Below are 25,649 nucleotides of genomic sequence, written 5' to 3' on the forward strand. Positions count from 1 at the left end.
CGGAATCATCAGGCTGGAGCGCCGCCCGCCGCCCGCCGCACTGCGAGGACAAGGTGGCGGTCGCGGTCGCAGGGCGCCGGCCGCCGGGTCCACCAGCGGTCGTCATCGGAAGCCCGCTCTGCCCCCTTGAGAGAGCTTTGATCAACCGGGCAGCCACACTCGCTGCCAGACGCGCGTTCGGCGCCTCCGCGTGGCTACGAGCAGACGGTGCGCGGTTGACACCTGCGACGCCGAACCGGTGCCAGACGCACAACCTGCTGTGCGGTTGGCACCCGAGAAGCCAGGCGGGTGCCAGACGCACAACCGGCCGGACGCCGGGTCAGGCGCCGTAGACCTCACCGCGGTCGCGCAGCAGCCAGCGCCGCTCGGCGTAGGCCATGTCGTCGACCCACAGCTGCCTCTGGGTCGCGGCGACCGCCGGGCGGATCAGCCCGGCCACGGCCCGGGCGACCTGGAAGCCCTTGCGGGGCGAGTGCGCGATCGTGGCCTCGGTCATCACCGTGACCGGCTTGCCCTGGTCGTCAGTGCCGAGGGCGGTGGCGTGGGTCTCGACGACGCTACCCGCGCCCTCACCGTCCATGATCGTCATGACGATGGTGCGCGCGTCGGGGCAGGTGAACTCGGCCCGCACCGGCACGCCCCAGCGCTTCGACACGCGGAAGGCGACGTCGACGGTCAGCACCTCGTCACTCGAAGCGGAGTCATCGACGGTGAGGTCGCTGAAGGCGTAGGGGTGGTACCAGGTGCCGTGCCAGGGGTCGAGGCGGTTGGCGATGATGTCCTGCGGCTCGCACCGGCCCCGCAAGGTGATGACGGTGGCGAACGACTGGTGCATCGGCGGGCGCGACGTGATCACCGGGAGGTCGCCGAGCGACTCCCCCTCGGTCGGCAGCCGCACCCAGAGCAGCACGCCGTCGTCGTGGGCCGGGAAGGTGAGCCAGTCGCGGCGCACCCCTTCGCTCAGGGCCAGCCCGTGCCAGCGGCAGTAGACCTGACCGTGCATGACCTCGCAGTCCTCCAGCAGCGCCCCCAGGTGCGGGCACGCACCTGGCCCGGCCTGAAGCACGCCGTTCTCGCCGCGCCACAGCACGACCTCGCGGCCCATGACGGTGCGCGTCACCGACCGCGTCAACCCGAGGTCAGGCGAGCCGCCGACGACGTGCCAACCGCCGGGGTCGCGACCCTGGGCGACCTCGAACGCCTTGCGAATACGGGCCGGACGGGCCTGCCGCCACGTGCCGGCCAGGTGGTCACGCGGCTCGGCCGGCATCCGCCGCAAGGGGTTGACGGGGCGCCCGGCCGGCCGTCCGATCGGGGCGGCGTCGGGCGTGGTGCGCAAGGTGGTCATCAGATCATCACTTTCGTGCGGGGTGGGCCGGCCACGAGGATGCGCGAGCTCACCGCGGCCTTGCGCCACGTGGGAACCCGAGCCCTCGTGCTGAACACGTCGAAGTCGTTCTCCTCGATGAGCTCGAGAATGCGGGCGTAGAGCGTGCGGGCGGTCGCGACGCAGCGGGCCGACGAGGTGGGCAGCAGCGCGATGCCGGCATCGGCGCGGTGGTAGAGCTCGCGGTTGCGCTCGAGCTGAAAGCGCATCAGCTCACGCCACTCGCGCGTCACGGTGCGCGCCCAGGGGTCGGCCCCGAAGCGGCGCAGGTCCTCCTGAGGCACGTAGACCCGCCCACGTTCGAGATCTTCGCCGATGTCGCGCAGGAAGTTGGTCAGCTGGAAGGCCAGGCCGAGCGCCTGCGCCGGTTCGAAGGCCGCCGACGACTTCGGTCGCAGCACCGGCAGCATCATCTCGCCGATGACGGCGGCCGAGCCGTCCATGTAGCCGAGCAGGTCGTCCCAGGTCTCGTAGGTGGTCTGGGTGAGGTCCTGGGCCATCGCGCCGAAGAAGCGCTCGAAGCACTCGTCGGGGATCTCGCACGAGCGCACGCTGTGACCGACGGCAGCAATGACGGGGTCGTCGGTGGGCTCACCCTGCGCCACTCGTCGGAACTGGTCGGCGAACTCGTGCAGCGCCGCCGTGGTGCGGGTGACGTGATCAGGCCCCGTGGCCCCGGGAGCGTCGACGATGTCATCGGCCAGCCGGCACAGCGCGTACACGGCGTAGACGTGGCGGCGTCGTTCGGGCGGCAGCAGCAGCGTGCCCCAGTAGTAGGTCGTGCCGTGCTCGCGGGTGATGCGGGCACAGCGCTTGTACCCTTCCTCGAGCTGGGCTGCCGACGCGGTCGAGATCGCTGTCACGAGCGCCCCGCCTTCGTCAGCCGACGGATGCCGCTGAGCTTGCTGCCGTTCGTACCGGCGGCGAGCGCCTTGCCCGTCGCGGGCAGGTACGAGCTGACCCGCTGGGCCGCCAGCTTGCCGCTGATCAGCACCATCGGCACCCCGACACCGGGCACCGTGCCCGAGCCGGCAAACACCAGGCCCGGCACGCGCTTCTCGACGTTGGCCGGGCGGAAGGGGCCGGTCTGCAAGAAGGTGTGGGCCAGCGCGAACGGCGTGCCCTCGTGCATCCCCATCTGCTGCCACTCCACCGGGGTCACGAACTCCTCGCTGACGACCTCGGTCGGGTAGCCGTTGCGCTCCAGGAAACCGTGCAGCCGCTCCTTCATCGGGCCCCGCTCCTTGGCCCAGTCGATCGAGCTCGACAGGTTGGGCACCGGCTCGAGCACGTACATCACCGAGTCACCGGAGGGGGCGAGCGTCGGGTCGGTCAGGGTCGGCACCGTGACGAGCCGCGACGGGTCGGGCATCAGCGTCTTGTCGTCGATGAGAGCCCGGAAGCTGCCGTTCCAGTCGTCGCCGAAGTGGATGTTGTGGTGGCTCGTGCCCGGCGCCGGCTGGCCCTTGGCCCCGACGTGCCACACGACAGCCGAGGGCGAGTAGCTGCCCGAGCGCACCAGCCGCGGGGCCTTGAGCTGCGGCAGCAGCTTGTCGTAGGCGGTGGGCAGGTCGAGGGTGCACACCACGGCATCCGCCCGGATCTGCTCACCATCCTCCAGCACCACCCCCGCCACAGCGCCCCGGCGGTCGAGCGCGAACCGGTCGACGGTGGCGTTGTACCGAACCTCAGCCCCCGCCTTGGCCACGGCCGCCGCCATCGCGGCGGGCACGGCATCCATGCCGCCCTCGGGGAACCAGACGCCCTCGATGGAGTCCATGTAGGTGATGACCGCGTAGAGCGCGAGCGCCTTCTCGGGCGACAGCCCGGCGTAGAGGGCCTGGAACGAGAAGAGCCGGTGCAGCCGCTCGTCCTCGAACCAGTCGCGGATGACCGGGCCGAGGCGCCGGAAGCCGCCGAGGCGAACCAGCTTCGCGGCGGCGCCGGGCGAGCCGAGCAGGTCGAGCGGCGAGTCGAAGTTCGCGTCGATGAAGTGCGGCATCTCGACGCGGTAGAGCTGGCGCAGCCAGGCGGCGAAGTCGACAAAGGCCGCAGCGTCGACGCTGCCGCAGGTGTCGGAGATCTCCTGCCGCATCGCCTCGACGCCGTGCCGCACCATGATCTGGCTGCCGTCGCTGTAGCAGGCCCGGTAGGCCGGGTCGAGCAGCCGCATCGGCAGCACGTCGCCGATCGAGGTGCCGATGGCGCGGAGGGCGTCGTTGACCAGGTCAGGCATCGTCATGACCGTGGGGCCGGTGTCGAAGGTGAACCCGTCCTGGTGCAGCCGCAGACCGCGGCCACCGGCCGTGTGGTGGCGCTCGACCACCGTCACCTCGTGGCCCTGTCCGATGAGATGGCAGGCAGCGGACAGGCCTGAGAGGCCCGCCCCGATAACAACGACGCTCATGAGTTTCTCCAGGCAGTGGCGTGGGCGAGGGCGGTGAGGTTCTCGACCCCGAGTGGGTGCAGGTCGGCCTCGTCGAGCTGGGCCAGGGCAGCATCCAGCTCGTGCGCGATGCGGCGCTCGACCTCCTCGCGCACCCCGGCCTCGACCATCAGCTGCTGCAGCACGGGCACGTCGTCGGGGGTGATCTGCGCCGACGCCCCGAGGTAGCGTTCGCTCACCTCGGGTGGTAGCAGCCGCCTGGCCTCCGCGAGCAGCACGGTCGCCTTCGAGGCCAGCAGGTCGTCGCCGACCGGTTTGCCGGTCGCGGCCGGGTCGCCCCAGACGCCGAGCATGTCGTCGCGCAGGGCGAAGGCCTCCCCCAGGTGCTCGCCGTAGTCGGTCAGCGCCGTGAGTGTGCAGGGGTCGGCGCCGGCCGCAAGGGCCCCGAGCAGCAACGGGCGCTGGATCGTGTAGGCACCCGACTTGAGCCGGGCGACGCGTCGGGCGTGGCCGATGTCGCGCCGACGGGCGGCCGCCGCCGTGACGTCGAGCAGCTGGCCGTGCACGAGCTCGCGCAGCATCTCGCGCCACAGGTGCTGCAGCGACGCAGGCGCCCCCGCGATGAGCACCGACGCCTCCGACAGGGCCAGGTCTCCGAGCAGAATGGCCACGCTGTCGCCGAAGAGCACCGAGTCGCCGAGGGCGCCCTGGTCGGCGTGGGCCTTGGCGGCGTCGACGTGCGGAGTCGGGCGACCGCGTCGCGAGTCGCCACGGTCCATCACGTCGTCGTGCACGAGCGCGAACAGGTGCAGCAGCTCGAGGGCAGCACCGGCGCGCACCATCTCGTCATGGCCACCACCGCGTGCGGGCCCGTGGGAGGCCACCCAGCCCCAGTGGCACATCAAAGGACGCAGCCGCTTGCCTCCGGCCGGGAGCAGCCAGCTGAGCAGCGTCGCCGGAAGCTCGTCGCTCAGCACGTCGACCGGCTCGGGGGCGCGGTCGAACCACCCGGCTGCAATATCTTCGCAGACGGATCGGAGCATCTCGTCGATTCCAGCCATCGTTCGCTCGGCGTCGACCCGAGGGTCGAGCGCCACGGCCACCTCACCGAGGTACCGACCCGCATCGGCACCCTGGAGGTGGTGTTCGCGAAGTTTCAGGCGTGCTCCCTGGTGCAGGGTTAGGTCTGTCTGTTCCTCCGGGCTCACGGTGCTCCTCTACGTGGCGGACCCCGCCGCTACTGATGTACCCATCTTGCCCCAGTTCTGCGCAAGTCTCACTCGAGGCACGCGCGGGCGCCTCGAGCCGCGGGTCGATTCAGGTGGAGCTGCGTCGTTCGCGGGCCGACCGCACGCCCGCCTTGACGAGAGCGACCGGCAGCAGGAGGGTCGCGATGGCTGTCACGAGCCACACGATGAGGGTGGCGAGCACCCACGTTCTGACCCCACCCGCGACCTTCAGCGAGGATCCAAGCAGGCTTGTCGCCAGCAGCGCCACGAACGTCGAGACGAGCCCCATTCCCCCGAGCAGCACCCGAGCGTGGCTGTCAGCCAGCTTCGTCAGGAACGGGGCCGCCACGCTCTGGACTGCCGCGTAGATGACGACGGTGAAGCGGAACCCACCGAAGGTCACGGAGAAGCCGTCGGCGTCGCTGACCGGTGTGCTGCGTGCGGAAAGTCGGGTTTCACCCGTGCGGGTGACGGGCCCTGGGCTCGCCCGGTTGAACCGGGACCGCTTGGATGTCGAGAACGAGAAGTTGGCATCGACGTCACCCCTGCACGGGCCGAACGGCCGCCCCATTCCAACCGGAGGAGCACCGCCATGAAGTACGTCATCCTCATCCACTCCAACCCGCAGCCGTGGGGTCACCCCACCGGTGACTTCCTGGCCGAGACCCGTGACCTGCCGCAAGCGCAGCGCGACGCCAACAACGCCGGTTTCGAGCAGCTGCTGACCGAGCTGTCCGAGCGTGGCGAGCTCGTCGGCGGTCAAGCGCTCGGCGACCCGTCCGAGGCTCGGCTCTACCGTTCGCAGTCGGGCCAGACAGTGGCGACCGACGGGCCCTACTCCGAGACCAAGGAGCACTTCGCGGGCTTCTTCATCGTCGACGTCGCGAGCCCCGAGCGCGCCCACGAGATCGTCGCGCAGTTCGTCGGTCCGGGCGAGACGATCGAGCTGCGGTCGCTCATGTGAGCTCTGGCCCCCTCCCCGCTCACACTTTTTGCGCGACGCGCGGCGCGACGCGCAAAAAAGGTCGGATTCACGACACCACCTGCGCGACGCGCGGCGCGACGCGCAAAAGAGGTCGGATTCACGACACCACCTGCGCGACGCGCGGCGCGACGCGCAAAAGAGGTCGGATTCACGACACCACCTGCGCGACGCGCGGCGCGACGCGCAAAAGAGGTCGGATTCACGACACCACCTGCGCGACGCGCGGCGCGACGCGCAAAAGAGGTCGGATTCACGACACCACCTGCGCGACGCGCGGCGCGACGCGCAAGCGGGGTGGTTGGGGCTCGTCGAGGTGGGGGTGGGGTGGCGGCGGTTTGGTCAGGCGGGGACCCGCTCGGCCCGGCCCGTCTTGATGCCGAGGTAGGTGAAGGCCAGCGCGGCCAGGGCCACGATCGACAACAGGGTCAGGCCCACGCCGTAGCCCGGCAGCAGGATCTCGTAGGTGGCGCCCATCACGAGCGGTGGGAAGTAGCCACCGAGGCCGCCGGCGGCACCGACGAGACCGGTCACGGTACCGACGCGCTCGGGCGGAGCCTGCCGTGCCACCCAGGCGAACACGCCGCCGGTGCCGAGGCCGAGGAAGAAGGCCAGCACCACGAAGGTGATACCGGCGGGGACCTCGAGCGGCGGTTCAAAGGCCACCGCGATCGCCAGCACCGCCGTTCCGAGCAGCGAGATGCCCATCACGGTGCGGGGCCCGATGCGGTCGGAGAGCACGCCCCCGAGGGGTCGGGCTACGACCGCTGCGATGGCGAAACCCGCCGTTCGGGTGCCCGCCGACGTGAGGTCGAAGGTGTAGACGTCCTTGAGGTAGGTCGGCAGGTAGGTCGAGAAGGCCACGAAGCCACCGAACGCCACGGCGTACAGCAGCGACATCTGCCAGGTCACCGGTAGCGCGATGGCGGCCTTCAGCTTGGGCATGACGGGGTCGGTGTTGGGCGACCATGTCGGCGAGTTGCGCATGGCCGTCCAGCAGAGAGCAGCCGTGGCGACCAGGGCCACGGCGATGATGACGTGGGTCATCGTGTAGCCGAACCAGCCGACGAACCGGGGCGTGAACGCCGATGACAGCGCGGTGCCACCCATTCCGGCCCCGAAGATGCCCGTCGCGAATCCGCGCCGGTTCGCCTGGTACCAGGAGTTCGCGAAGGGGATGCCGACCGCGAACGTGGTGCCGGCAATGCCGAGGAAGAACCCGACGAGGATCATCATCGGGAACGACTTCGCGTTGCCCGCGACGGCGAGCAGCAGCACGAACGGCACCGTGACCAAGGTGAGCAGGGGGAACATCAACCGGCCGCCGTAGCGGTCGGTCATGGCCCCGACCGGGATGCGGCCCACCGACCCGACGAGCACCGGGGTCGCGACGAGCAGCGCCTTCTGGGTGCCCCCGAGCGACATCTCCTCCGTGTAGCGCACGCCCAGCGGGCCGATCAGGTTCCAGGCCCAGAACGTGATCGCGAAAGCCCAGGTGGCCAGAGCCAGGTTCTTGCCCTGGCCGGTCAGGTCGGGGGCTACCGAACCCGGGGTGGCGGTCGATCGGCTCATCATGTCTCCTGCGCTGTGGGCGGGTCGTCGATGTGTCGGGCCGTGCAAGGGGATGAGACGGGCAGCAGGCGGGGTCAGCGTTGCCGGTCGCGGTCGGTGGTACCGACGCCGCTCCAGCCCGGCCGCCCCGACCGTGAACCCGAGGAGCCCTCACGGTCACGGCTGCGGTAGACGATGTACGGGCGGAACAGGTAGTGCAGCGGAGCGGTGAAGGCGTGCACCAGCCGCGTGAACGGCCACAGGGCGAACAGGCCCATGCCGACCAGCGCGTGGATGTGGAACTGGATCGGCGCCGCGGCCATCGAGGCCACGTCGGGGCTCAGCAGGAACACCGAGCGGAACCAGGGCGAGACGGTCTCGCGGTAGTTGTGCGCCTCGCTTCCGGCACCGACGCTGACGAGCGTCGTCCATAGCCCGAGCACGATGGCCGCGATGAGCAGTACGTACATGAGCTTGTCGTTCTTGGTGGTCGCCATGAACACCGGCCCGGTGGTGCGTCGGCGGTACACGAGGATGAGGATGCCGGCCAGCGTGCAGAGCCCGGCGATACCGCCGAAGAGCAGCGCGTTGAAGTGGTAGAGCCCCTCGCTGACTCCCACCGCCTCGGTCCATGACTCGGGGATGACGAGCCCGCCCACGTGTCCGAAGAAGACGAGCAGGATGCCGAAGTGGAAGAGCGGAGACCCGATGCGCAGCAGCCGCGACTCGTAGAGCTGCGAGGAGCGGGTGGTCCAGCCGAACTTGTCGTAGCGGTAGCGCCAGACCGTGCCGCCGACGAGGCTGGCGATGCACAGGTAGGGCAGCACGCCCCAGAGAAAGGCGTCCATCACTGACCTCCTGCTGCGGCGACCGGTTGCAGTGGCAGCAGCCGCGGGTCGTACGGGTCGAGGCCGACGGTCTCGGTGGGTGGCCCGCTCATGCCGACCATCACCATGACGGCTGCCCGATCGGCCGGTGACTCGCCCGGCAGGGTGGCACACACGGCCGTGACCACAGCGGCATACGGGCTCCTCGCCTCGTCGAGCGCGATGCGCAGCAGCTCGAGACTCGCCCGGTACTCCTGAAGCAGCGCCGCACCGGCGACCGGATCGGCGCAGGCCGCGAACTCCAGCACCATCGGGAGGTAGTCGGGCAGCTCGCCGTGGGTGTCGACGAGAAAGCCGCTGGCGCGGTAGGCCGACTTGAACCGGCCGAGCACCTCCCCGCGCCGACGGGTGTCGCCGTCGGTCCAGTAGGAAAGGTAGAGGGCGTGCTTGCGACTGAGGTCGAAGGTGTCGACGAAGCTGCGCTGCAGCTCGTCGAGCGGCCGCGAGGCGAGATGCTCCAGCAACGGCAGCATCATCCGCGCCGGGGCCGAGTCGTGTTGCTCTGCCAGGGCGCTCGTCATCGTCGGCAGCCGTTCGATGAGCCCGGTGTCGGGGTAGTCGAGGCACCACGAGGCGACCTGGTGCACCACGCGGTCATCCGAAGACCGACGGCGAGCCGAGTCGCGACCGGCTCGCGCGCCCCGACGAAGGTTGATCACGACCCTTGCCCCTTGCCGCTGGGGAAGAGCCCGGGCGGTGCGCCGTTGCCGTCCCAGTTGAGCAGGTTGACCCGCCCCTGCAGCTCGCCGCCGGAGTCGGTGGTCATTGCCGTGTCGGATGTCTGTCGTCGTTTCAGCGCGTTGAACGTCTCGACGGCCACCGGGGCCGGTTTGCCGCTCGCCTCGCCGAAGGGGCCCGACTCGTACATGCCCGGGCCCTCGTCGAAGTCGAGGGAGCAGCCGATCTCCTCCAGCTCGTGCGCCCGCTCGACGTGGGCGGTCGGGATGACGTAGCGGTCGGAGTACTTCGCGATCGCCATCAGCCGGTACATCTCGTAGAGCGTCTCCTCGCTCATCCCGACGGACTCGGGGATAGACGGGTCGCCATCGCGACCCAGCGAGACGTCGCGCATGTAGGCCCGCATCGCCGCCAGCTTCTGCAGCACGCCAGTGATGACGTCGGTGTCGCCGGCCGTGAACAGCTCGGCCAGGTAGTCGACCGGGATGCGCAGGGCGTCGATGGCGCCGAAGAGGGTCTCGCGGCTCTCCGCGTCGTGGCCCTGGTTCGCCAGCACGTCGACGATGGGCGAGAGCGGCGGCACGTACCAGACCATCGGCATCGTGCGGTACTCCGGGTGCAGTGGCAACGCCACGCGGTAGGTCTTGGCGAGAGCGTAGACCGGTGAGCGCCGGGCCGCGTCCATCCAGTCGTCGGGGATGCCGTTCGCCTTCGCCGCCGCCTTGACCTCCGGGTCGTTGGGGTCAAGCAGCAGGTCGAGCTGAGCCTCGTAGAGGTCCTGCTCGTCAGGGGTGGTGGCCGCCTCGGTGACCCGGTCGGCGTCGTAGAGGAACAGCCCGAGGTAGCGCAGCCGCCCGACGCAGGTCTCGGAGCAGACCGTCGGCAGGCCGACCTCGATGCGGGGGTAGCAGAAGGTGCACTTCTCGGCCTTGCCGCTCTTGTGGTTGAAGTAGATCTTCTTGTAGGGGCAGCCGGTGATGCACTGGCGCCAGCCCCGGCAGCGGTCCTGGTCGACGAGCACGATGCCGTCTTCCTCACGCTTGTAGATCGCACCCGAGGGGCACGACGCCACGCAGGAGGGGTTGAGGCAGTGCTCACAGATGCGTGGGAGGTAGAACATGAAGGTCTTCTCGAGCTCGAACTTGACCTTCTCCTCCGACTCGCGCCGCACCGAGTTGTTGAGCTTCTCCACGATCGGGTCGAGCTCGCCCATCTCGCTGGCCCCGCCGAGGTTGTCGTCCCAGTTGGCCGACCACGTGATCTTGGTGTTCTCGCCGGTGATGAGCGACTTGGGCCGGGCCACCGGGAAGTCGTCACCGAGCGGCGCGGTGATGAGGGTCTGGTAGTCGTAGGTCCACGGCTCGTAGTAGTCGGCGAGCTTGGGCATGACCGGGCTGGCGAAGATGCCGAACAGCTTCTGCACGCGGCCGCCGGCCTTGAGCTTGAGGTTTCCCCGCTTGCCGAGCTCCCAGCCGCCCTTCCAGGTCGCCTGGTCCTCGTAGCGTCGCGGGTAGCCCTGACCGGGCCGCGTCTCGACGTTGTTGAACCAGACGTACTCGGTGCCGGCCCGGTTCGTCCACGCCTGCTTGCAGGTCACCGAGCAGGTGTGGCACCCGATGCACTTGTCGAGGTTCATCACCATGCCCATCTGGGCCATGACTCGCATCAGTAGGTCACCTCCTGTGAGCGCTTGCGAACGGTCGAGATGATGTCGCGCTGGTTGCCGGTCGGCCCCAGGTAGTTGAAGGCGTACGACAGCTGCGCGTAGCCGCCGATGAGGTGGCTCGGCTTGACGAGCAGACGCGTCACGGAGTTGTGGATGCCACCACGCCGACCAGTGGCCTCCGACTTCGGCACGTCGATGGTGCGCTCCTGCGCGTGGTGCACGTAGACCACGCCCTCCGGCATCCGGGGGCTGACGATGGCTCGACCGACGAGCACGCCGTTGGCGTTGACGCACTCGACCCACTCGTTGTCGGCGACGTCGATGGCCGCGGCATCCTGTGGGCTCATCCAGACGCCCACTCCACCCCGGGAGAGGGAGAGCATGAGCAGGTTGTCCTGGTACTCCGAGTGGATCGACCACTTCGAGTGCGGCGTCAGGTAGCGCACGGTGATCTGCTTGCTGCCATCGGGGCCGAGCTTGGGCTCGCCGAACAGGCGGTGCATGTCAAGGGGCGGTCGGTAGATCGGCAGCCCCTCCCCCATGTCGAGCATCCAGTCGTGGTCGAGGTAGAAGTGCATGCGGCCGGTCAGGGTGTGGAACGGCTTGAGCCGCTCGATGTTGACCGTGAACGGTGAGTAACGCCGCCCCCCGGTCTCAGAGCCTGACCACTCGGGCGAGGTGATGACGGCCATCGGCGCCGCCTGGGTGTCGGCGAAAGTGATGTGCTTCTCCTCCGACCCTTCGGCGAGGTCGGCGAGCCGCTTGCCCACCCGCTTCTCGAGGGTCTCGAAGCCCTGCTTGGCCAGATGTCCGTTCGTGGTTCCCGAGTAGGTGAGGATCGCCTCGGCCATCTTCGAGTCGGTGTCGATGGCCGGTCTGCCGTCGGCCGCGCCCCCGAGCATGACCCCGTTCTTCTCCGAGAGCCGAGCGCTTTCGGCCTCGACGCGGTAGGTGACGTTCTTGACGGTGAACCCGAGGGTGTCGGCGAGCGGTCCGACGGCCGCAAGCTTCTCGGCAATGGCGGTGTAGTCGCGTTCGACGACCTGAAAGACGGGCATCGTCTTACCGGGCGTGCCCGGTTGCCCCGTGTCGCGCCAGTCGACGACCCGGCCACCCGGGTTGGCCGTCTCGCCGGGGGTGTCGTGCTGCATCGGCACGCTGACGAGGTCTTTGCGCACCCCGAGGTGCTTCTTGGCCATCGACGAGAACTTCTCGGCGAGCAGGTGGAACATCTCGAAGTCGCTCTTGGCCTCCCATGGGGGGTCGATGGCCGGGGTGAAGGCGTGCACGAAGGGGTGCATGTCGGTCGAGCTGAGGTCGTGCTTCTCGTACCAGGTCGCGGCTGGGAACACGACGTCGCTGAGCAGGGTGGTGGAGGTCATTCGGAAGTCGGCCGACATGAGCAGGTCGAGCTTGCCCTCGGGCGCCTCGTCGTGCCAGGCGACCTCGGACGGCCGGGGGGCGTTCGGGTTCTCGGTGCCCATGACGTTCGAGTGGGTGCCGAGCAGGTGCTTGAGGAAGTACTCGTTGCCCTTGGCCGAGCTGCCCATCAGGTTGCTGCGCCACAGCACGAGCGTGCGGGGCCAGTTCTCGGGGGCATCGACGTCGGCGATCGAAGGCGTCAGGGTGCCGTCGTGCAGGGCGTTCGCCACGTAGGCCGCCGGACTGGCGGCCTCCCCCGCCTCGACCGCAGCCGTGGCGTCTTCGGCAATCTGGAGCGGGTTGGCGCTGAACTGTGGGTAGAACGGCATCCAGCCCATCCGGGCGGACTGCGCGATGGTGTCGGCCGTGTGCTTGCCGGCCAGGTGCCCCTTCGCCAGTGGCGAGTTGAGGGAGTCGGCCGAGTAGCCGTCGTTGCGCCACTGGTCGGTGTGCATGTACCAGTAGGCCGTGCCGATCATCGTGCGCGGCGGCCGCTGCCAGTCGAGGGCGTTGGCGAGCGAGACCCAGCCCGTGATCGGGCGACACTTCTCCTGGCCCACGTAGTGCGCCCAGCCGCCGCCGTTGCGGCCCATGCAGCCGGTGAGCATGAGGAGGCTCAGGATGGCCCGATACGTGACGTCGCCGTGGAACCACTGGCAGATGCCGGCGCCCATGATGATCATCGAGCGCCCCTGCGACTCCTCGCTGTTCGTGGCGAACTCGCGGGCGATGCGGATGCACTGCTCGGCCGAGACCCCGGTGATCTCGGCCTGCCAGGCGGGCGTGTACGGGGTGCTGGGGTCGTCGTAGCCGCTCGCCCAGTCGCCCGGCAGCCCTTCTCGCCCGACGCCGTACTGCGCGAGCATGAGGTCGAACACGGTGGTGACGAGGTGACCGCCGATCTCACGCGCCGGCACCCCCCTGCTCAGCACCGAGCCCGTGCCGTCGGTCTCGACGAAGGCCGGCAGCAGCACCTCGACCGGGCGGGCCGGGTCGCCGGCGAGGGTCAGCGCAGGGGTCACCCCCTCGAGATCGAGGTTCCACTTACCCACTCCCGACTCGGCGTAGCGGAAGCCCATCGACCCGTTCGGGACGACCGGCTCGCCCGTGTTCTGGTCGAGCAGCACCGTCTTCCAAGCATTCTCGTCGGCGGCGTCTGCCCCCGGGAGGTCGGCGGCCATCAGGAACTTGCCGGGCACCATCGCCCCGGCGACGGCGTGCTCGCCCTCGGCCGGCTCAAGACGGATCAGGAAGGGCAGGTCGGTGAAGCTGCGGATGTAGTCGGTGAAGAACGGCACCTCGCGGTCGACGAAGAACTCCTTGAGCGTGACGTGGCCCATCGCCATCGCCAGCGCCGCGTCGGTACCCGCCTGGGCCGGCATCCACTCGTCGGCGAACTTCGTGTTGTCGGCGTAGTCGGGGCTGACCGAGACGACCTTGGTTCCGCGGTAGCGCACCTCGGTCATCCAGTGCGCGTCGGGGGTTCGGGTGACGGGGACGTTGGAGCCCCACATCATCAGGTAGGTCGAGTCCCACCAGTCGCCCGACTCGGGCACGTCAGTCTGGTCACCGAACACCTGCGGGCTGGCGACGGGAAGGTCGGCGTACCAGTCGTAGAAGGAGGTCATCACTCCGCCGATGAGCTGGATGAACCGCGTTCCGACGCAGTGCGACACGATCGACATGGCCGGGATGGGCGAGAAGCCGGAGACCCGGTCGGGGCCGTACGTCTTGATCGTGTGCACGTGTGCGGCCGCGGCGATCTCGACGGCCTCGCCCCACGACGCCCGCACCAGCCCGCCCTTGCCGCGGGCCTGCTGGTAACGGCGGCGGCGTTCGGGGTCGGCGGTGATCTCGGCCCACGCGAGCACGGGGTCACCGAGCCGGGCCTTCGCCTCGCGGTACATCTCGAGCAGTACCCCGCGCACGTAGGGGTAGCGCACCCGCGTCGGCGAGTAGGTGTACCAGGAGAAGGCGGCCCCGCGCGGACAGCCGCGCGGCTCGTACTCCGGGCTGTTCGGGCCCACCGAGGGGTAGTCGGTCTGCTGGGTCTCCCAGGTGATGATGCCGTCCTTGACGTACACCTTCCACGAGCACGACCCGGTGCAGTTGACCCCGTGGGTCGAGCGGACAACCTTGTCGTGGCTCCAGCGGTCACGGTAGAAGATGTCGCCCGCGCGCCCACCTTCACGGAACACCGCTCTGCCGTCGGAGGTTTCGTCCCACTTGGTGAAGAATCGACCGGCCTTGAGCAACGCGCTCGACGCCGCACCGTCGATCTCCGCGGGCGCCTTGCTCTCGCGCCTCGTGTCAGACATTGCGGCGCCGAGACGAAGCGAACCAGACCGACACCAGCGTCACGGGGAGCATGACCCTGAGACTGCCACCTGGCGTAGTAGATGGCTAGTCAGGAGCACCTCACCGCGCGTCGTGTCGGGTAGGGCTCTACTGTGTGGTTGTCACTGCCGGAAAGGCGCCCGATCTCAGAAGGGCACCCGGCAGCCGCTTGCCCAACCGCTCCTCGAGCCAGGCCACGGTCTCGATCGTCGCCGAGAGGTCGACGCCGGTGCTGACTCCGGTTCGCTCGAAGACGTACAGCAGGTCTTCGGTCGCGACGTTGCCCGTGGCGTTCGGCGCGAAGGGACACCCCCCGGCCCCCCCGATGCTCGCGTCGAGCGTCGTCACCCCGGCTGCGATCGCGGCCACCGCGTTGGCCACACCGGTGTGCCGGGTGTCGTGCAGGTGCACCCGCAACGGCAGGTCGGAGCCACCCACCGCACGGGCCATCGCGAACCGGTCGGTCAGGTCTGCCGGCACCGCCACCCCGATGGTGTCGGCGAGCGCCAGCTCGTCGGGGCCGGCGTCGACCACTCGAGCCACGACCTCGCGCAGGCGCGCCGGCGGCACCTCCCCCTCGAACGGGCAGCCGAAGGCCGCCGCCACGGTCACGGTGGTGAAAACACCTGCTGCCCGGGCCTCGCGGACGATGTCAGCCGCGACGAGACAGCCCTGCTCGGTCGTCGTGCCCTGGTTGCGCATGCTGAAGGTGTCGCTCGCCACGACGACGACATCGACCTCGTCGACCCCGGCGGCGAGGGCCCGCAGAAGGCCACGCCGGTTGAGCACCAGACCGGCATAACGGATGCCGTCGGGTCGCGGCAGCGCCGCCATCAACGCGTCGGCGTCGGCCATCTGGGGCACCCGCGCCGGGTTGACGAAGCTGGTCACCTCAATGCGTCGGTGCCCGGCCCGGACCGCTCGCGCGACCAGCTCGAGCTTGTGCTCGGTCGAGAGCACCGTGGCCTCGTTCTGCAGACCGTCGCGCGGCGACATCTCGACGAGCTCGACGACAGCGGCCACCCCTGTGGGGTGGCTGCTGGTCGCCTCACTCGGCATGACGCTCCTCGAGGTAGTCGATCGCGTCGGCCTCGTCGACGACCTCCGCGTACTTGGCCTCGAGGTCGCGCAGGCTGGCCTGGTGAGCGGCCTCGTTCCGGTCGCCCACCGACTGCCGCACGACGAGGGGCACGAAGCCGTGCTGCACGGCATCCACCGCGCTCGCCCGGATGCACCCCGACGTGCTGACGCCGACGATGATGAGGGTGTCGACGTTCTGGCGCCGCAGGGTCTGCGCCAGCCCCGTGTCGAAGAACGCGCTTGCGTACTGCTTGGTGATGACCATCTCGCCGACGACCGGGGCCGTCTCGGGCACGATCTCGCTCGGAGGCCCGCCCCCGAAGAGCAGGCGGAGCGCGCCGACCTTGCGCACGAAGTGGCCACCGTCGGACCCGTCCGGGGCGTACTCGACGCGGGTGTGCACCACCGGCACGCCACAGTCGCGGGCAGCCGCGATCACCCGAGCGGCGGAGCGGACCGGGCCCATCGAGCCGATGTAGAAGGGGCTCGACGGGTCGGTGTAGGCCCGCATCAGGTCGACCGACAGCACGGCCGGGTGCCGCCCGGGCACCAGGTGGCCGCCGAAGGAGTCGGGCTCGGCGGTCACCTCGCGGTCAGCGTTCACAGCGGGATCGGAGCCCGGGGCGCCGGTAGCCCGGTCTCCTCCAGGGCCCGTTCGAGGATCGTGGCCAGGGGCGGGCCCATGTTGAACGTGGGCAGCGGGTCAGGTCGGCCCTGCGCCATGGTGGCTCGCAACGCGGCCGTCTCTGCCTCGTCGACCTGGCCCCGGTCGTCGCAGACGACGCCGTAACGGCGGCCACCGTCGGCCGTGACGAGGCCGCGGCGCACCTCGAGCCCCACGAGCTGCGGGTCACGAGCGAGGGGGTCACCCCAGCCGCCCCCGCCCCAGGTGACGAAGTGGAGCAGGTCACCGATCGCGACGGGAACGTCGATCACCTTGCTGCCGAGCACCTCGCTGGAGCCGTCGGCCCGTTCGAGCCACTTGCGGCTGCGCGCACCCGGCTCACCACCGTTGACGCCCCACGGGTAGGTGAGCCACCGGTCGTCGTGGATGGCGATGGTGCCGCCCTCAAGGAAGCGGTAGGCCACGTCGACGGCGTTGCCGCCGCGGTGCAGACCAGAACCGCCGGTGTCGGCGACGGTCTCCCAGCGCTCGATGCGCAACGGGTAGTACGACTCGAGGTACTCGCACGGGATGTTGACGAACGAGGGCCACAGGGAGTGCCCGTCGGGCCCGTCTCCGATCGGCCGACCGGGGATGCCGCCGAAGCCGATCGAGTAGAGCTGGAACCACTCACCCTTGCGGTCTCCGGTGGAGTAGTTGCCCGAGTACATGAAGTGCGGCGACGAGGAGAAGCCGGCGGCGTTGAGCAGGTCGGGGTTGGTCTGCCCGAGCAGGCCGCCGAAGAGGTCGAAGACCCGGCCGATGCCGTGGTTGCGGGCGTTGAGAGCGGCCGGATAGGTCGGCTTCCAGAACGACTTCTCCGGGATGATCACGTCGACGAGCGGGTAGAAGCCGTCGTTCCAGAGAATCTGCGGGTCGGCCACCGTGATCATGTAGATGCCGAAGAACATCCGTACGAGGTTCTCGTTGATGTAGTAGTTGATCGGGCCCTGCGCCTGCGGGCTCGAACCGGTGAAGTCGAGAACGACCTTGTCACCGTGCCGGGTCAGGCTCAGCTTGAGCTCGTAGGGCCCGAAGCCGAGGCCGTCGTCGTCGATGTAGTCGGTGAACGAGATCGTCTCGCCCTCCTTGAAGACCAGGGCGAGGAGGGTCTTCATGGCGCGGTAGTTGCGCTCGAGCAGGGCGTCGAGGGCCGAGTTGTAGGTGTCGACGCCGAACCGGGCGCAGGCCTCCTGGATGCGCCGGGATGCCGTGCGGCAGGCCGCCACGATGCCGTTGAGGTCGGCCCGGTTCCAGTCGGGCTTGCGCACCTGGTTGAGGATGATGCGCAGGGCGTCGTCGTCGAGCACGCCCTTCTTGTAGAGGCGGAAGGGCGGGATGATGACGCCCTCCTCGAAGATCGTGCGGGCGTCGGTGGGCATCGACGCCGGCGTCTTGCCACCGACGTCGGACATGTGCCCGAACATCGACGACCAGCCGACGATCCGGCCCTCGACGTAGATCGGCATGACGACGAGCCAGTCGTTGGCGTGGCTGATGGCAGCGCCGCAGGAGTAGGGGTCAGACGTGAGCAGCACGTCACCCTCCTGGATGTCGCCGTGGAAGTTGTCGAGGAAGTCAGGGATCGACAGGCCGAACTGGCCGACCATCATCTTTCCCTCGGCATTGGCGATGAGGGGGAACTCGTCGTGCTGCTCGCGGATGCCGGGCGAGAGTGCCGTGCGGAAGAGCACCTCGTCCATCTCGTAGCGGGCGTTGCGCAGCCCGTTCTCGATGAGGTCGAGGGTCACGAGGTCGACGTCGACGGAGCGGAACGGTTCGTCGGAGGTCTGGATCAGTCGGGCCATGGCTCAGTTCTCCGTGTTCTCTGGGTGCTCAACACTGTCGGTGTTCTGGGGGGTCTGACCGGTCGGTGGGACGGGGCGGATCAGCAGGGCCCCGCTGCGGTGCACGGTGGCTGCGTGGCCCGGCAGCACCAGCGTCGTGGAGTCCATCTCGGTGACGATGGCCGGCCCCTCGATGATGTTGCCCGCCTGAAGCCGGTCGCGGTCGTAGACAGCGGCCTCGACCTCGGCGCCCTCGACCCAGATCGGGCTGCGCAGACGCAGAGCCGCGCTGGGGTCGGCGCTGCCCTCCTGCCGAACGGGCGCGCTGAGGTCGGGTCGGGGTCCGCTGACGGTGGCGCGCACGGTGACGAGCTCGTGCTCGTTCTCGAGCACGAACGAGAAGAGCCGCTCATGCTCGACGTCGAACGACGCCTGCAGGGCGGTCAGACCGGCACCCGCACCGTTGAACGTCTCGATGTCGATGACGACGGGGATCTCGAACCCCTGGCCGTGGTAGCGCAGGTCAGCAGCGTAGGTCAGCACGTGCTGCTCCTCGGGAACTCCCTGGGCGGTCAGTGTGGCCTGTGCCTCTCCGGCGAGCTCGTCGAGGATGGCTCGCAGGCTGTCGTCGGTCATCTCGGTGAAGCGGCGCACCAGGGTGCGGACCGACTCGTCACGCAGGTTCGTCGTGGCGTCGCCATAAGCGCAGAGCACCCCAGGGGCGGGCGGGATGATGACCGGCCAGGAGCCCATCAGCCGGCCGAGGGCGTTGGCGTGCAACGGGCCGGCGCCACCGAAGGCGACGAGCGCGAAGTCGCGCGGGTCGTAACCCTGCTGCACAGAGACCAGCCGTAGGGCCCCGTACATGTTCTCGTTGACGATGTCGATGATGCCCGCGGCCGCGGCCTCGACCGAGGGGAGGCTGGTCGCGTCGGCGATGGTGGCGACGGCCTTCGTGGCCGCCTCGCGGTCGAGCGAGATCTCGCCACCGGCGAGCTCGCTGGGCAGGTAGCCCAGCACGACGTTGGCGTCGGTGACCGTGGGCTGCTCGCCTCCGGCCGCGTAGGCCGCCGGGCCGGGAGCCGCTCCCGCCGACTGAGGTCCGACGCGCAGCGCCCCGGTCAGCGGTGGAACGTGGGCGATCGACCCGCCGCCCGCACCGACGGTGCGCACGTCGACGGAGGTGGCCCGGACCGTGAGGTCGCCGACCTTGGTCTCTCGACCGACTCGCGGCGTGAAGTTCTGCACGAGCGCCACGTCGGTCGAGGTGCCACCCATGTCGAAGGTGATGAAGTCGGGGAAGCCGGCCTGCTCAGCAACCCAGGTGGCGCCGGCCACTCCTCCGGCGGGGCCGGAGAGCAACAGGTTGACGGGGTTGTCGGCGGCGAACCGCGCCGAGACGAGACCCCCGTCGCTGCGCAGGATCGACAGGCTGCCGATGATGCCGGCCTCGCTCAGCTGTGACTCGAGGTTGGCGACGTAGCGGGCCACCCTGGGCTGCACGGCAGCGTTGGCCACCGTCGTGAGGGTGCGTTCGTACTCGCGCAGCTCGGGCAGCACGGACGAGGAGATCGAGACCGACAGCCCGGGGAGCACCTCGGCGGCGATCTCGGCGACGCGTCGTTCGTGGTCGGGGTTGGCGAACGAGTTGATCAGGCTGATGCTGAGCGCCTCCACCTGCTGCTCGCGCAGCACGGCCAGCTGCGCGCGAACGTCATCCTCGTCGAGGGGGGTGACGACCTCACCGGTGCTGCCGATGCGGCCGATCACCTCGACGGTGTCCTCGAGGGCGGCGAGCGGCTCGGGCTTGGGCCAGATGATCCACCCGGCCAGCCCTCCCGGAACGAACGAGCGGGCGATCTGGAGCACCTGCCGGAAGCCTTTGGTGGTCACCAGACCGACGCGGGCCCCCTTGCCCTCAAGGATCGCGTTGGTGGCCACGGTCGTGCCGTGCAGCACCTCGCTGATCTCGGCCACGGTGACTCCGGCGGCGGCGCAGGCCCGCTCGATGCCGCGCAGCACGCCGATCGACTGGTCGTCAGGGGTGGATGCCGTTTTCGCGAGATGGGTCTCGCCCGTGTCTTCGTTGATCAACAGGATGTCCGTGAACGTACCGCCCACGTCGACCCCCAGCCGGTAGCTCATGGTGCGCTCCTCAGATCACGCCGGCCGAGTGCAGCGACGCGATGTCGTCGGCGCTCAGACCCAGCAGGTGGTGGTAGATCTCTTCGTTGTGCTCGCCGAGCTCGGGCCCGACGCGACGCACCGCTCCCGGTGACTCCGAGAGCTTGGGAACCACGTTGTGCATGGCGAACTCCCCCAGCTCGGGGTGGGTGAGCCGCACGATCGCCTCACGGGCCGCGAAGTGCGGGTCGGCGAACATGTCGCGCGCCCGGAAGATGCGCCCGGCCGGTACCCCACCGCCGTGCAGTCGCTCGAGCAGCTGGTCGGCGGGGACCGTCGAGCTCCACCGGGCGATGCGCCCGTCGAGCTCTTCCATCGACTCGCCGCGAGCGCTGTGCGTGGCGTAGCGGGGGTCGTCGGCGAGCTCGGGCTCGCCCATCACCTCGGCGAGCCGGCGGAAGACCGTGTCCTGGTTGGCGGCGATGAGCACCATCTCGCCGTCGGCAGTCGGGTAGACGTTGCTCGGCGAGACGTTGGGCAGGGTGGTTCCGGTGCGTTCACGCTGGTAGCCGGCAACCTGGTACTCCGGCAGCAGCGACTCCATCATCGCGAGCACGGCTTCGTAGATCGCCGAGTCGACGACCTGCCCACGACCGGTACGGGTGCGGTGGTGCAGGGCGACGAGGGTGCCCAGGCAGGCGAAGGTGGCGGCCAGGGAGTCACCCAGGGAGATGCCGGCACGGGCCGGAGGTCGGTCGGGATCGCCGGTCACGTAACGGATTCCGCCCATCGCTTCACCGATCGAGCCATACCCGGCGCGAGCGGCGTACGGGCCGGTCTGGCCGAACCCGGTGACGCGGGTGATGATGAGCCGCGGGTTGATCTTCCACAGCTCGTCGGGCGAGAGGCCCCACCGCTCGAGGGTTCCGGGGCGAAAGTTCTCGAGCAGCACGTCGGCGTCGGCCACGAGGCGTCGCACGAGCTCTTGGGCCCGGGGGTCGCGCAGGTTTGCGGTCACCGACTTCTTGTTGCGGGCCACCACCGGCCACCAGAGCGACTTGCCGTACGGCTTCTCGCGGCCCCATTCGCGCATCGGGTCGCCGCGACCGGGGTCTTCGATCTTGATGACCTCCGCCCCGAAGTCACCGAGCAGCTGGCCGCAGAAGGGACCGGCCAACAGCTGGCCGATCTCGATCACGCGAAGGTCATCGAGTGGAAGGCTGCCCGGTTCGGTCACGCCTGGCCTCATTTCGTATACATTGCGGCCCGAGAAGGGCAACTGCCTACGCTGGCTGTCGCTCAAAAAGTAGGTGACCGGCGCACGCTGGTCAAGAGTTGTCTCGCGATTGCATACAGTTAGTGCTTCCTGGTGTCTGACTCGGCCTGATACGTTCGGCCCATCATGAACAGCAACTCCACCGGGCCGACGGCGGGCGCCTCCGAGGTCCTCGCCGCCACGACTGATCCGTTCACGACGACTGACGCGTCGGCCTCGGGACGGGCCGCCGAACGGGCCTACACCGCCATCCGGCAGCAGATCCTCGCCGGGGAGCGCGGCGGCGGGGAATGGCTGCGCGAGGGTGAGCTGGGCACGGCCCTGGGCGTCAGCCGCACGCCGGTGCGCGAGGCCCTGCGCCGGCTGGCAGCTGAGGGACTGGTCAGCCACGAGCGCAACCGCGGCGTTCGGGTGCAGAACTGGAGCGCCCACGACCTCGAGGAGATCTTCAGCCTCCGCACCGTTCTCGAGCCGTGGGGCACCGCGCTCGCCGCCGAACGCGGGGTCGCCGACACCGATCTGCTCGACGAGCTCGCGCACCGGATGGACCGCGCCGCGAGTGGGCCAGTGCCTGACGTCGAGCGAATCGCCCCTCTCAACAACCAGTTCCACCGCCACATCCTCGAAGCGTCCGGCAACGCCCGGCTCGTCACTCTCGTCGCGTCTGTCGTCGACGTGCCTCTCGTCTCACGCACGTTCTCGAGGTACGGCCCAGAGTCGTTGCGCCGCAGCGTCGCCCACCATCACGAGATCGTGAACGCCCTCAAAGCGCACGACCCTATCTGGGCCGAGTCGGTCATGCGGTCGCACGTGAGATCGGCCTGGGCCGCGCTGAGAACAAACGATGGCGATGGCGCGGCGGAGGCGACGTCAGCTGACGGCTGACGGCTGACGGCTCACCGGCATCCGCACCCGTGGGTGCTTGGCCGTCGTTCAGACCTCGAGACCACGATCTCGCGGGGGTGTCCCGGCGTCGGCGTGATCGTGGAGGGAGAGGAACCGGGCGGGTCGGGGAAGGTCGGGTCCGCCCTCGTCGAGCCAGCGACTGCTGGCTTGCCGGGCGCGCCCGATCAGCTCGTCGGCGTGGCTGAAGTCGGCAGCCGACACGGTGACCGGACACAACGGTGGCAGCACGTGGATCATGGCCCCCGGCAGGGGGTTCTCCAGGTCGGCGATGAGTCGCTGCTGAACCAGAAAGCTGATGGAGTGAACCGCGACCCCGAGCGCTGAACGTGGGGCTTCGACGAGGGCGCAGGGCACCCCGGCCGGCAGCACATAGACCTCGGTGGCACCGAGGTGCACGGCGTGGTGCACCCCCGACGGGGCGGACAGAGCCCCGTCGATGAGCCAGCGACCCCTTCGCCACACGGGTGGGAAGACTCCGGGTATCGCCGCGCTGGCCCGGACCGCCTCGCTCGGGCTGCCCGACGAGATCAGCGCCGCTTGCCCGCTGAGCAGGTCGGTGGCGAGCGCATGCACGGGAATGGTTGCGTCGCAGAGGTCGTCGATCTCACAGTTGTTGCGAACGAGCTCTCCGAGGCGCTCGCTGGTGCTCACGGCCGGGGCCCGGCCCGCCAGCCCGCGCAGCACCCGAGCGGGCCGGACCGGGAAGATGTCGCGGCGACGAAGCTGCGTCCAGATGCGGCTCAGCCCCGCCAGGGAGTCGGCCGACATGCCGTGCTGGGCCACCCAGACGGCGTTGACCGCCCCGGCCGAGGTGCCGACGAGCAGGTCGGGCGCGATGCCCTGCTGGGCGAGGGCCTGGAGCATGCCGACCTGGACGGCGCCCAGACTGCCCCCTCCGGAAAGCACGAACGCGGTGGTCATGAGGCCGGGTCGGGCGTGAGGTCGGGCGCGGGCTCGGGCGCGGGCTCGGGCGCGGGCTCGAGCCGGTTCCCCACGACGCCCTTCTGCCCCTTGGTGATGATCGGCTCTCGCGGGTCGGCGAGCACGCGGGGATCGACGGGGGCCCGGCTCGCGACGAGCATTGATACGTCGTCGATGGTGTCCCAGACGTTCACGTGCATCCCGGCGAGCACCCTCCCCTCGCCCACCCAGAAGGCCATGAAGGCCTGGTCAGCGGGGTCGCCGCGCAGCACGACCTGGGTGCTGGTTCCGCGGGGAACGTGGCCCGCGTACTCGAGGCCCGCGTCGTACTGGTCGGAGAAGAAGTACGGCACCACGTCGTAGTCGACGTGCTCACCGAGCATGGAGCGCCCAGCCGCGAAGCCGCCCGCATGGGCGTTGGCCCAGTGGTCGACCCGAAGGTGCTGCTGCAGAGTCGGGTTGAACCAGTTGGCGACGTCGCCGGCGGCGAACACGTCGGGAGCCGAGGTGCGCAGCGACCCGTCACAGAGGATGCCGTTGTCGACCTCGATGCCGGCGCCCTCAGCCAGCTGCGTGTTGGGAGTGATGCCGACCCCGACGAGCACGGTTGCGGCCGTAAGGTGTTCTCCGGCGGTGGTGACGACGCCGGCGACGTCCCCGTTCTCGTTGCCGAGCAGACGGTCGACGCCGGTGCCCAACCGGAAGCTCACCCCGTGTGCGGTGTGCAGGTCGCGGAAGTACGCGCCGACCTGGGCGCCGACGACGGCATGAAGGGGCGTCGGCTGCGGTTCGACCACGGTCACCTCACAACCGAGACCTCGGGCGGCGGCGGCCACCTCGAGCCCGATCCACCCGGCGCCGATGACCACAACGGGGCCCGCGGCCCTGAGGCGGTCGCGCAGGGTCGTCGCCTGGTTCATGGTGCGGAGACAGAGCACGTTGCCCAGGTCGGCGCCGGGCACGGCGAGTCGCCGTGGCGATGAACCCGTGGCGATCAGAAGGCGGTCGTAGGACAGCTCGCCACGATCGCTCAGGGTCAGCGTGTGGGCCTTCGTCTCGAGACGGGTCGCGCGCACCCCCAGGCGGAGATCGACCTCCCGCTCCGAGTACCACTCCACCGGATGCAGCACGGCCGTCTCGGGGCCGGCGGCACCGGCCAGGACCGCCTTGGACAGGGGCGGACGGTCGTACGGCAGCGTCGGCTCGCTACCGACCAGGATCAGTGGGCCCTGGTGGCCGCCGTCGCGAATGGCCTCGACGGCCCGCGCCGCAGCAAGCCCGCCGCCGACGATCACGAAAGTCTCGGCGCTCATCACGACCTCCTGACCAGGTCGAAGAACTCCTGTCGCGTTCGCGGATCCTCGCGCATCAGCCCGTGCAGGGCCGAGGTCAGCGTGAGGGTGCCGGAGGCTTGGACGCCGCGCATCGACATGCACAGATGTTCAGCCTCGATGACGACGCCGACACCCTGCGGCTCGAGGTGCTCCTGAAGCCAGTTGGCCACCTGCTGGGTGAGCCGTTCCTGAACCTGGAGGTCGCGGGCGAACATCTCCACCACCCTGGCCAGCTTCGACAACCCGAGGATGCGGTCGGCGGGCAGATAGGCGACGTGGGCTACCCCGTTGAAGGGCAGCAGATGGTGGGCACACAGCGAGTGAACCGGGATGTCACGCACGAGCACGAGGCCGTCGTAACCGTCGTCGTTGGAGAAGGTGGTCAGCTCGAACGGTCGAGGACTGAGCAGCTCGACGTACGCTGCCGCGATGCGACGGGGGGTGTCGGCCAGGTGGGGGCTGTTCGTGTCACGGCCCAGCGCCCGGAGCAGGTCGGTCGCGGCCTGCACGACGCCGGCCTCGTCCACCCCGGCGCTGTCGCGGACCACGTGCAGCCCGGCGACCGGCCCCTCGCGCTCGGCCGGGCCGTGACCGGGGTCGTAATGAAGGCCCGCGGGCGAGGGGGTGGTCATGACCTGCACTTTCTAAAAGAACGCATGACTGATGTTAGAACGCTCCGTCTGTATCGTCAACAGGAACCGACTTTAGACTTCTGGGGTTGTCGATATTCGACGCGTTCAGGCCGCAGGCCTTCCCACGCCAAGGTCGTGGCTGTCGCATGCTCTCGGCGGCCCCCACCGATGTTCAGGCCATTCGTGCGCACCGCTGGGCAGGCGCCGTGGTTGCGCAGGCGAAGTGGTTGCGCAGGGGCCGTGGCTGGGTGCCCGGACGGCGGCGGCCCACGGCGCCCACAGGTCACACCGCATCGCGCGACCCTGCTGGAGGTCGTGCCGCCTGGCCGGAGCGGGCCGGTGGGGCGTGCGGGTGCAGGCGTCAGCGTTCTGTCGGTGACCGACCGCGACCCACCGTTCA

The 25,649-nt window shown here is 69.5% G+C and carries 20 protein-coding genes; 2 read left to right on the top strand and 18 right to left on the bottom strand.

Annotated elements, in window-relative coordinates:
* Positions 1-319: 319 nt before the first annotated feature.
* The 5 genes from BA895_RS13940 to BA895_RS13960 form a co-directional block, all read right to left on the bottom strand.
* Positions 320-1,348, bottom strand: a complete 1,029-nt coding sequence (locus BA895_RS13940; protein WP_070192511.1) for a DUF5914 domain-containing protein — start codon at positions 1,346-1,348, stop codon at positions 320-322.
* Complete coding sequence (locus BA895_RS13945; protein ID WP_083283356.1) at positions 1,348-2,250, bottom strand: phytoene/squalene synthase family protein; 903 nt, start codon at positions 2,248-2,250, stop codon at positions 1,348-1,350. The genes BA895_RS13940 and BA895_RS13945 overlap by 1 nt, the downstream gene beginning before the upstream one ends.
* Complete coding sequence (gene crtI, locus BA895_RS13950) at positions 2,247-3,794, bottom strand: phytoene desaturase family protein (protein WP_070192512.1); 1,548 nt, start codon at positions 3,792-3,794, stop codon at positions 2,247-2,249. The genes BA895_RS13945 and crtI overlap by 4 nt, the downstream gene beginning before the upstream one ends.
* A complete protein-coding gene (locus tag BA895_RS13955) occupies positions 3,791-4,981 on the bottom strand; it encodes a polyprenyl synthetase family protein (protein WP_070192513.1) in 1,191 nt (396 codons plus the stop codon). Before BA895_RS13955 ends, crtI begins: the two co-directional genes overlap by 4 nt.
* A gap of 109 nt (positions 4,982-5,090) precedes the next feature.
* Positions 5,091-5,405: a hypothetical protein gene (locus tag BA895_RS13960; protein WP_139142662.1), complete on the bottom strand. Its 315-nt coding sequence runs from the start codon at positions 5,403-5,405 to the stop codon at positions 5,091-5,093.
* Positions 5,406-5,594: 189 nt separating this feature from the next.
* On the opposite strand from BA895_RS13960, the gene BA895_RS13965 reads away from it, so the two are divergent.
* Positions 5,595-5,966 (top strand): YciI family protein, encoded by a 372-nt coding sequence (locus BA895_RS13965; RefSeq protein ID WP_070192514.1) that lies wholly within the window; start codon positions 5,595-5,597, stop codon positions 5,964-5,966.
* Positions 5,967-6,326: 360 nt separating this feature from the next.
* Here the strand turns inward: BA895_RS13965 and BA895_RS13970 are convergent, their stop codons facing one another.
* The 10 genes from BA895_RS13970 to BA895_RS14015 form a co-directional block, all read right to left on the bottom strand.
* Entirely contained in the window at positions 6,327-7,556 is a 1,230-nt protein-coding gene (locus BA895_RS13970) for an MFS transporter (protein WP_083283381.1), read from the bottom strand.
* 74 nt (positions 7,557-7,630) lie between these two features.
* A complete protein-coding gene (gene narI / locus BA895_RS13975) occupies positions 7,631-8,383 on the bottom strand; it encodes a respiratory nitrate reductase subunit gamma (protein WP_070192516.1) in 753 nt (250 codons plus the stop codon).
* The gene (narJ, locus tag BA895_RS13980) at positions 8,383-9,012 is read right to left on the bottom strand and encodes a nitrate reductase molybdenum cofactor assembly chaperone (protein WP_070192661.1); all 630 of its coding nucleotides are present in this window, start codon (positions 9,010-9,012) and stop codon (positions 8,383-8,385) included. The genes narI and narJ overlap by 1 nt, the downstream gene beginning before the upstream one ends.
* Before the next feature lie 65 nt (positions 9,013-9,077).
* A complete protein-coding gene (narH, locus tag BA895_RS13985) occupies positions 9,078-10,766 on the bottom strand; it encodes a nitrate reductase subunit beta (protein WP_070192517.1) in 1,689 nt (562 codons plus the stop codon).
* A complete protein-coding gene (locus BA895_RS13990; protein WP_070192518.1) occupies positions 10,766-14,506 on the bottom strand; it encodes a nitrate reductase subunit alpha in 3,741 nt (1,246 codons plus the stop codon). The genes narH and BA895_RS13990 overlap by 1 nt, the downstream gene beginning before the upstream one ends.
* Positions 14,507-14,633: 127 nt before the next feature.
* The gene (locus tag BA895_RS13995; RefSeq protein ID WP_070192519.1) at positions 14,634-15,584 is read right to left on the bottom strand and encodes a hydroxymethylglutaryl-CoA lyase; all 951 of its coding nucleotides are present in this window, start codon (positions 15,582-15,584) and stop codon (positions 14,634-14,636) included.
* Positions 15,574-16,209, bottom strand: a complete 636-nt coding sequence (locus tag BA895_RS14000) for an isochorismatase family protein (RefSeq protein WP_254666473.1) — start codon at positions 16,207-16,209, stop codon at positions 15,574-15,576. The genes BA895_RS13995 and BA895_RS14000 overlap by 11 nt, the downstream gene beginning before the upstream one ends.
* The gene (locus BA895_RS14005) at positions 16,206-18,077 is read right to left on the bottom strand and encodes a hydantoinase B/oxoprolinase family protein (protein ID WP_070192520.1); all 1,872 of its coding nucleotides are present in this window, start codon (positions 18,075-18,077) and stop codon (positions 16,206-16,208) included. The genes BA895_RS14000 and BA895_RS14005 overlap by 4 nt, the downstream gene beginning before the upstream one ends.
* Before the next feature lie 3 nt (positions 18,078-18,080).
* Positions 18,081-20,201, bottom strand: a complete 2,121-nt coding sequence (locus BA895_RS14010) for a hydantoinase/oxoprolinase family protein (RefSeq protein WP_083283358.1) — start codon at positions 20,199-20,201, stop codon at positions 18,081-18,083.
* A gap of 10 nt (positions 20,202-20,211) precedes the next feature.
* Positions 20,212-21,417 carry a CaiB/BaiF CoA-transferase family protein gene (locus BA895_RS14015; RefSeq protein ID WP_254666474.1) on the bottom strand — a complete coding sequence of 402 codons (1,206 nt, stop codon included), beginning with the start codon at positions 21,415-21,417 and terminating at the stop codon, positions 20,212-20,214.
* Positions 21,418-21,582: 165 nt separating this feature from the next.
* Between BA895_RS14015 and BA895_RS14020 the strand changes: the two genes are divergently transcribed.
* Positions 21,583-22,341: a GntR family transcriptional regulator gene (locus BA895_RS14020; RefSeq protein WP_083283359.1), complete on the top strand. Its 759-nt coding sequence runs from the start codon at positions 21,583-21,585 to the stop codon at positions 22,339-22,341.
* 48 nt (positions 22,342-22,389) lie between these two features.
* On the opposite strand, the gene BA895_RS14025 is transcribed toward BA895_RS14020, so the two are convergent.
* Genes BA895_RS14025 through folE form a run of 3 tightly spaced genes read right to left on the bottom strand, consistent with a single transcriptional unit; the run spans position 22,390 to position 25,249 of the window.
* Positions 22,390-23,283, bottom strand: coding sequence for a patatin-like phospholipase family protein (locus BA895_RS14025; protein WP_070192522.1), 894 nt, complete (start codon positions 23,281-23,283; stop codon positions 22,390-22,392).
* Complete coding sequence (locus tag BA895_RS14030) at positions 23,280-24,596, bottom strand: NAD(P)/FAD-dependent oxidoreductase (RefSeq protein WP_070192523.1); 1,317 nt, start codon at positions 24,594-24,596, stop codon at positions 23,280-23,282. The genes BA895_RS14025 and BA895_RS14030 overlap by 4 nt, the downstream gene beginning before the upstream one ends.
* On the bottom strand, positions 24,596-25,249 hold the full coding sequence (gene folE, locus BA895_RS14035; RefSeq protein ID WP_083283384.1) for a GTP cyclohydrolase I FolE: 654 nt from the start codon (positions 25,247-25,249) through the stop codon (positions 24,596-24,598). The genes BA895_RS14030 and folE overlap by 1 nt, the downstream gene beginning before the upstream one ends.
* Between the last annotated feature and the right edge of the window lie 400 nt (positions 25,250-25,649).

It is taken from the genome of Humibacillus sp. DSM 29435, from assembly GCF_001758225.1.
Classification (GTDB): Bacteria; Actinomycetota; Actinomycetes; order Actinomycetales; family Dermatophilaceae; genus DSM-29435.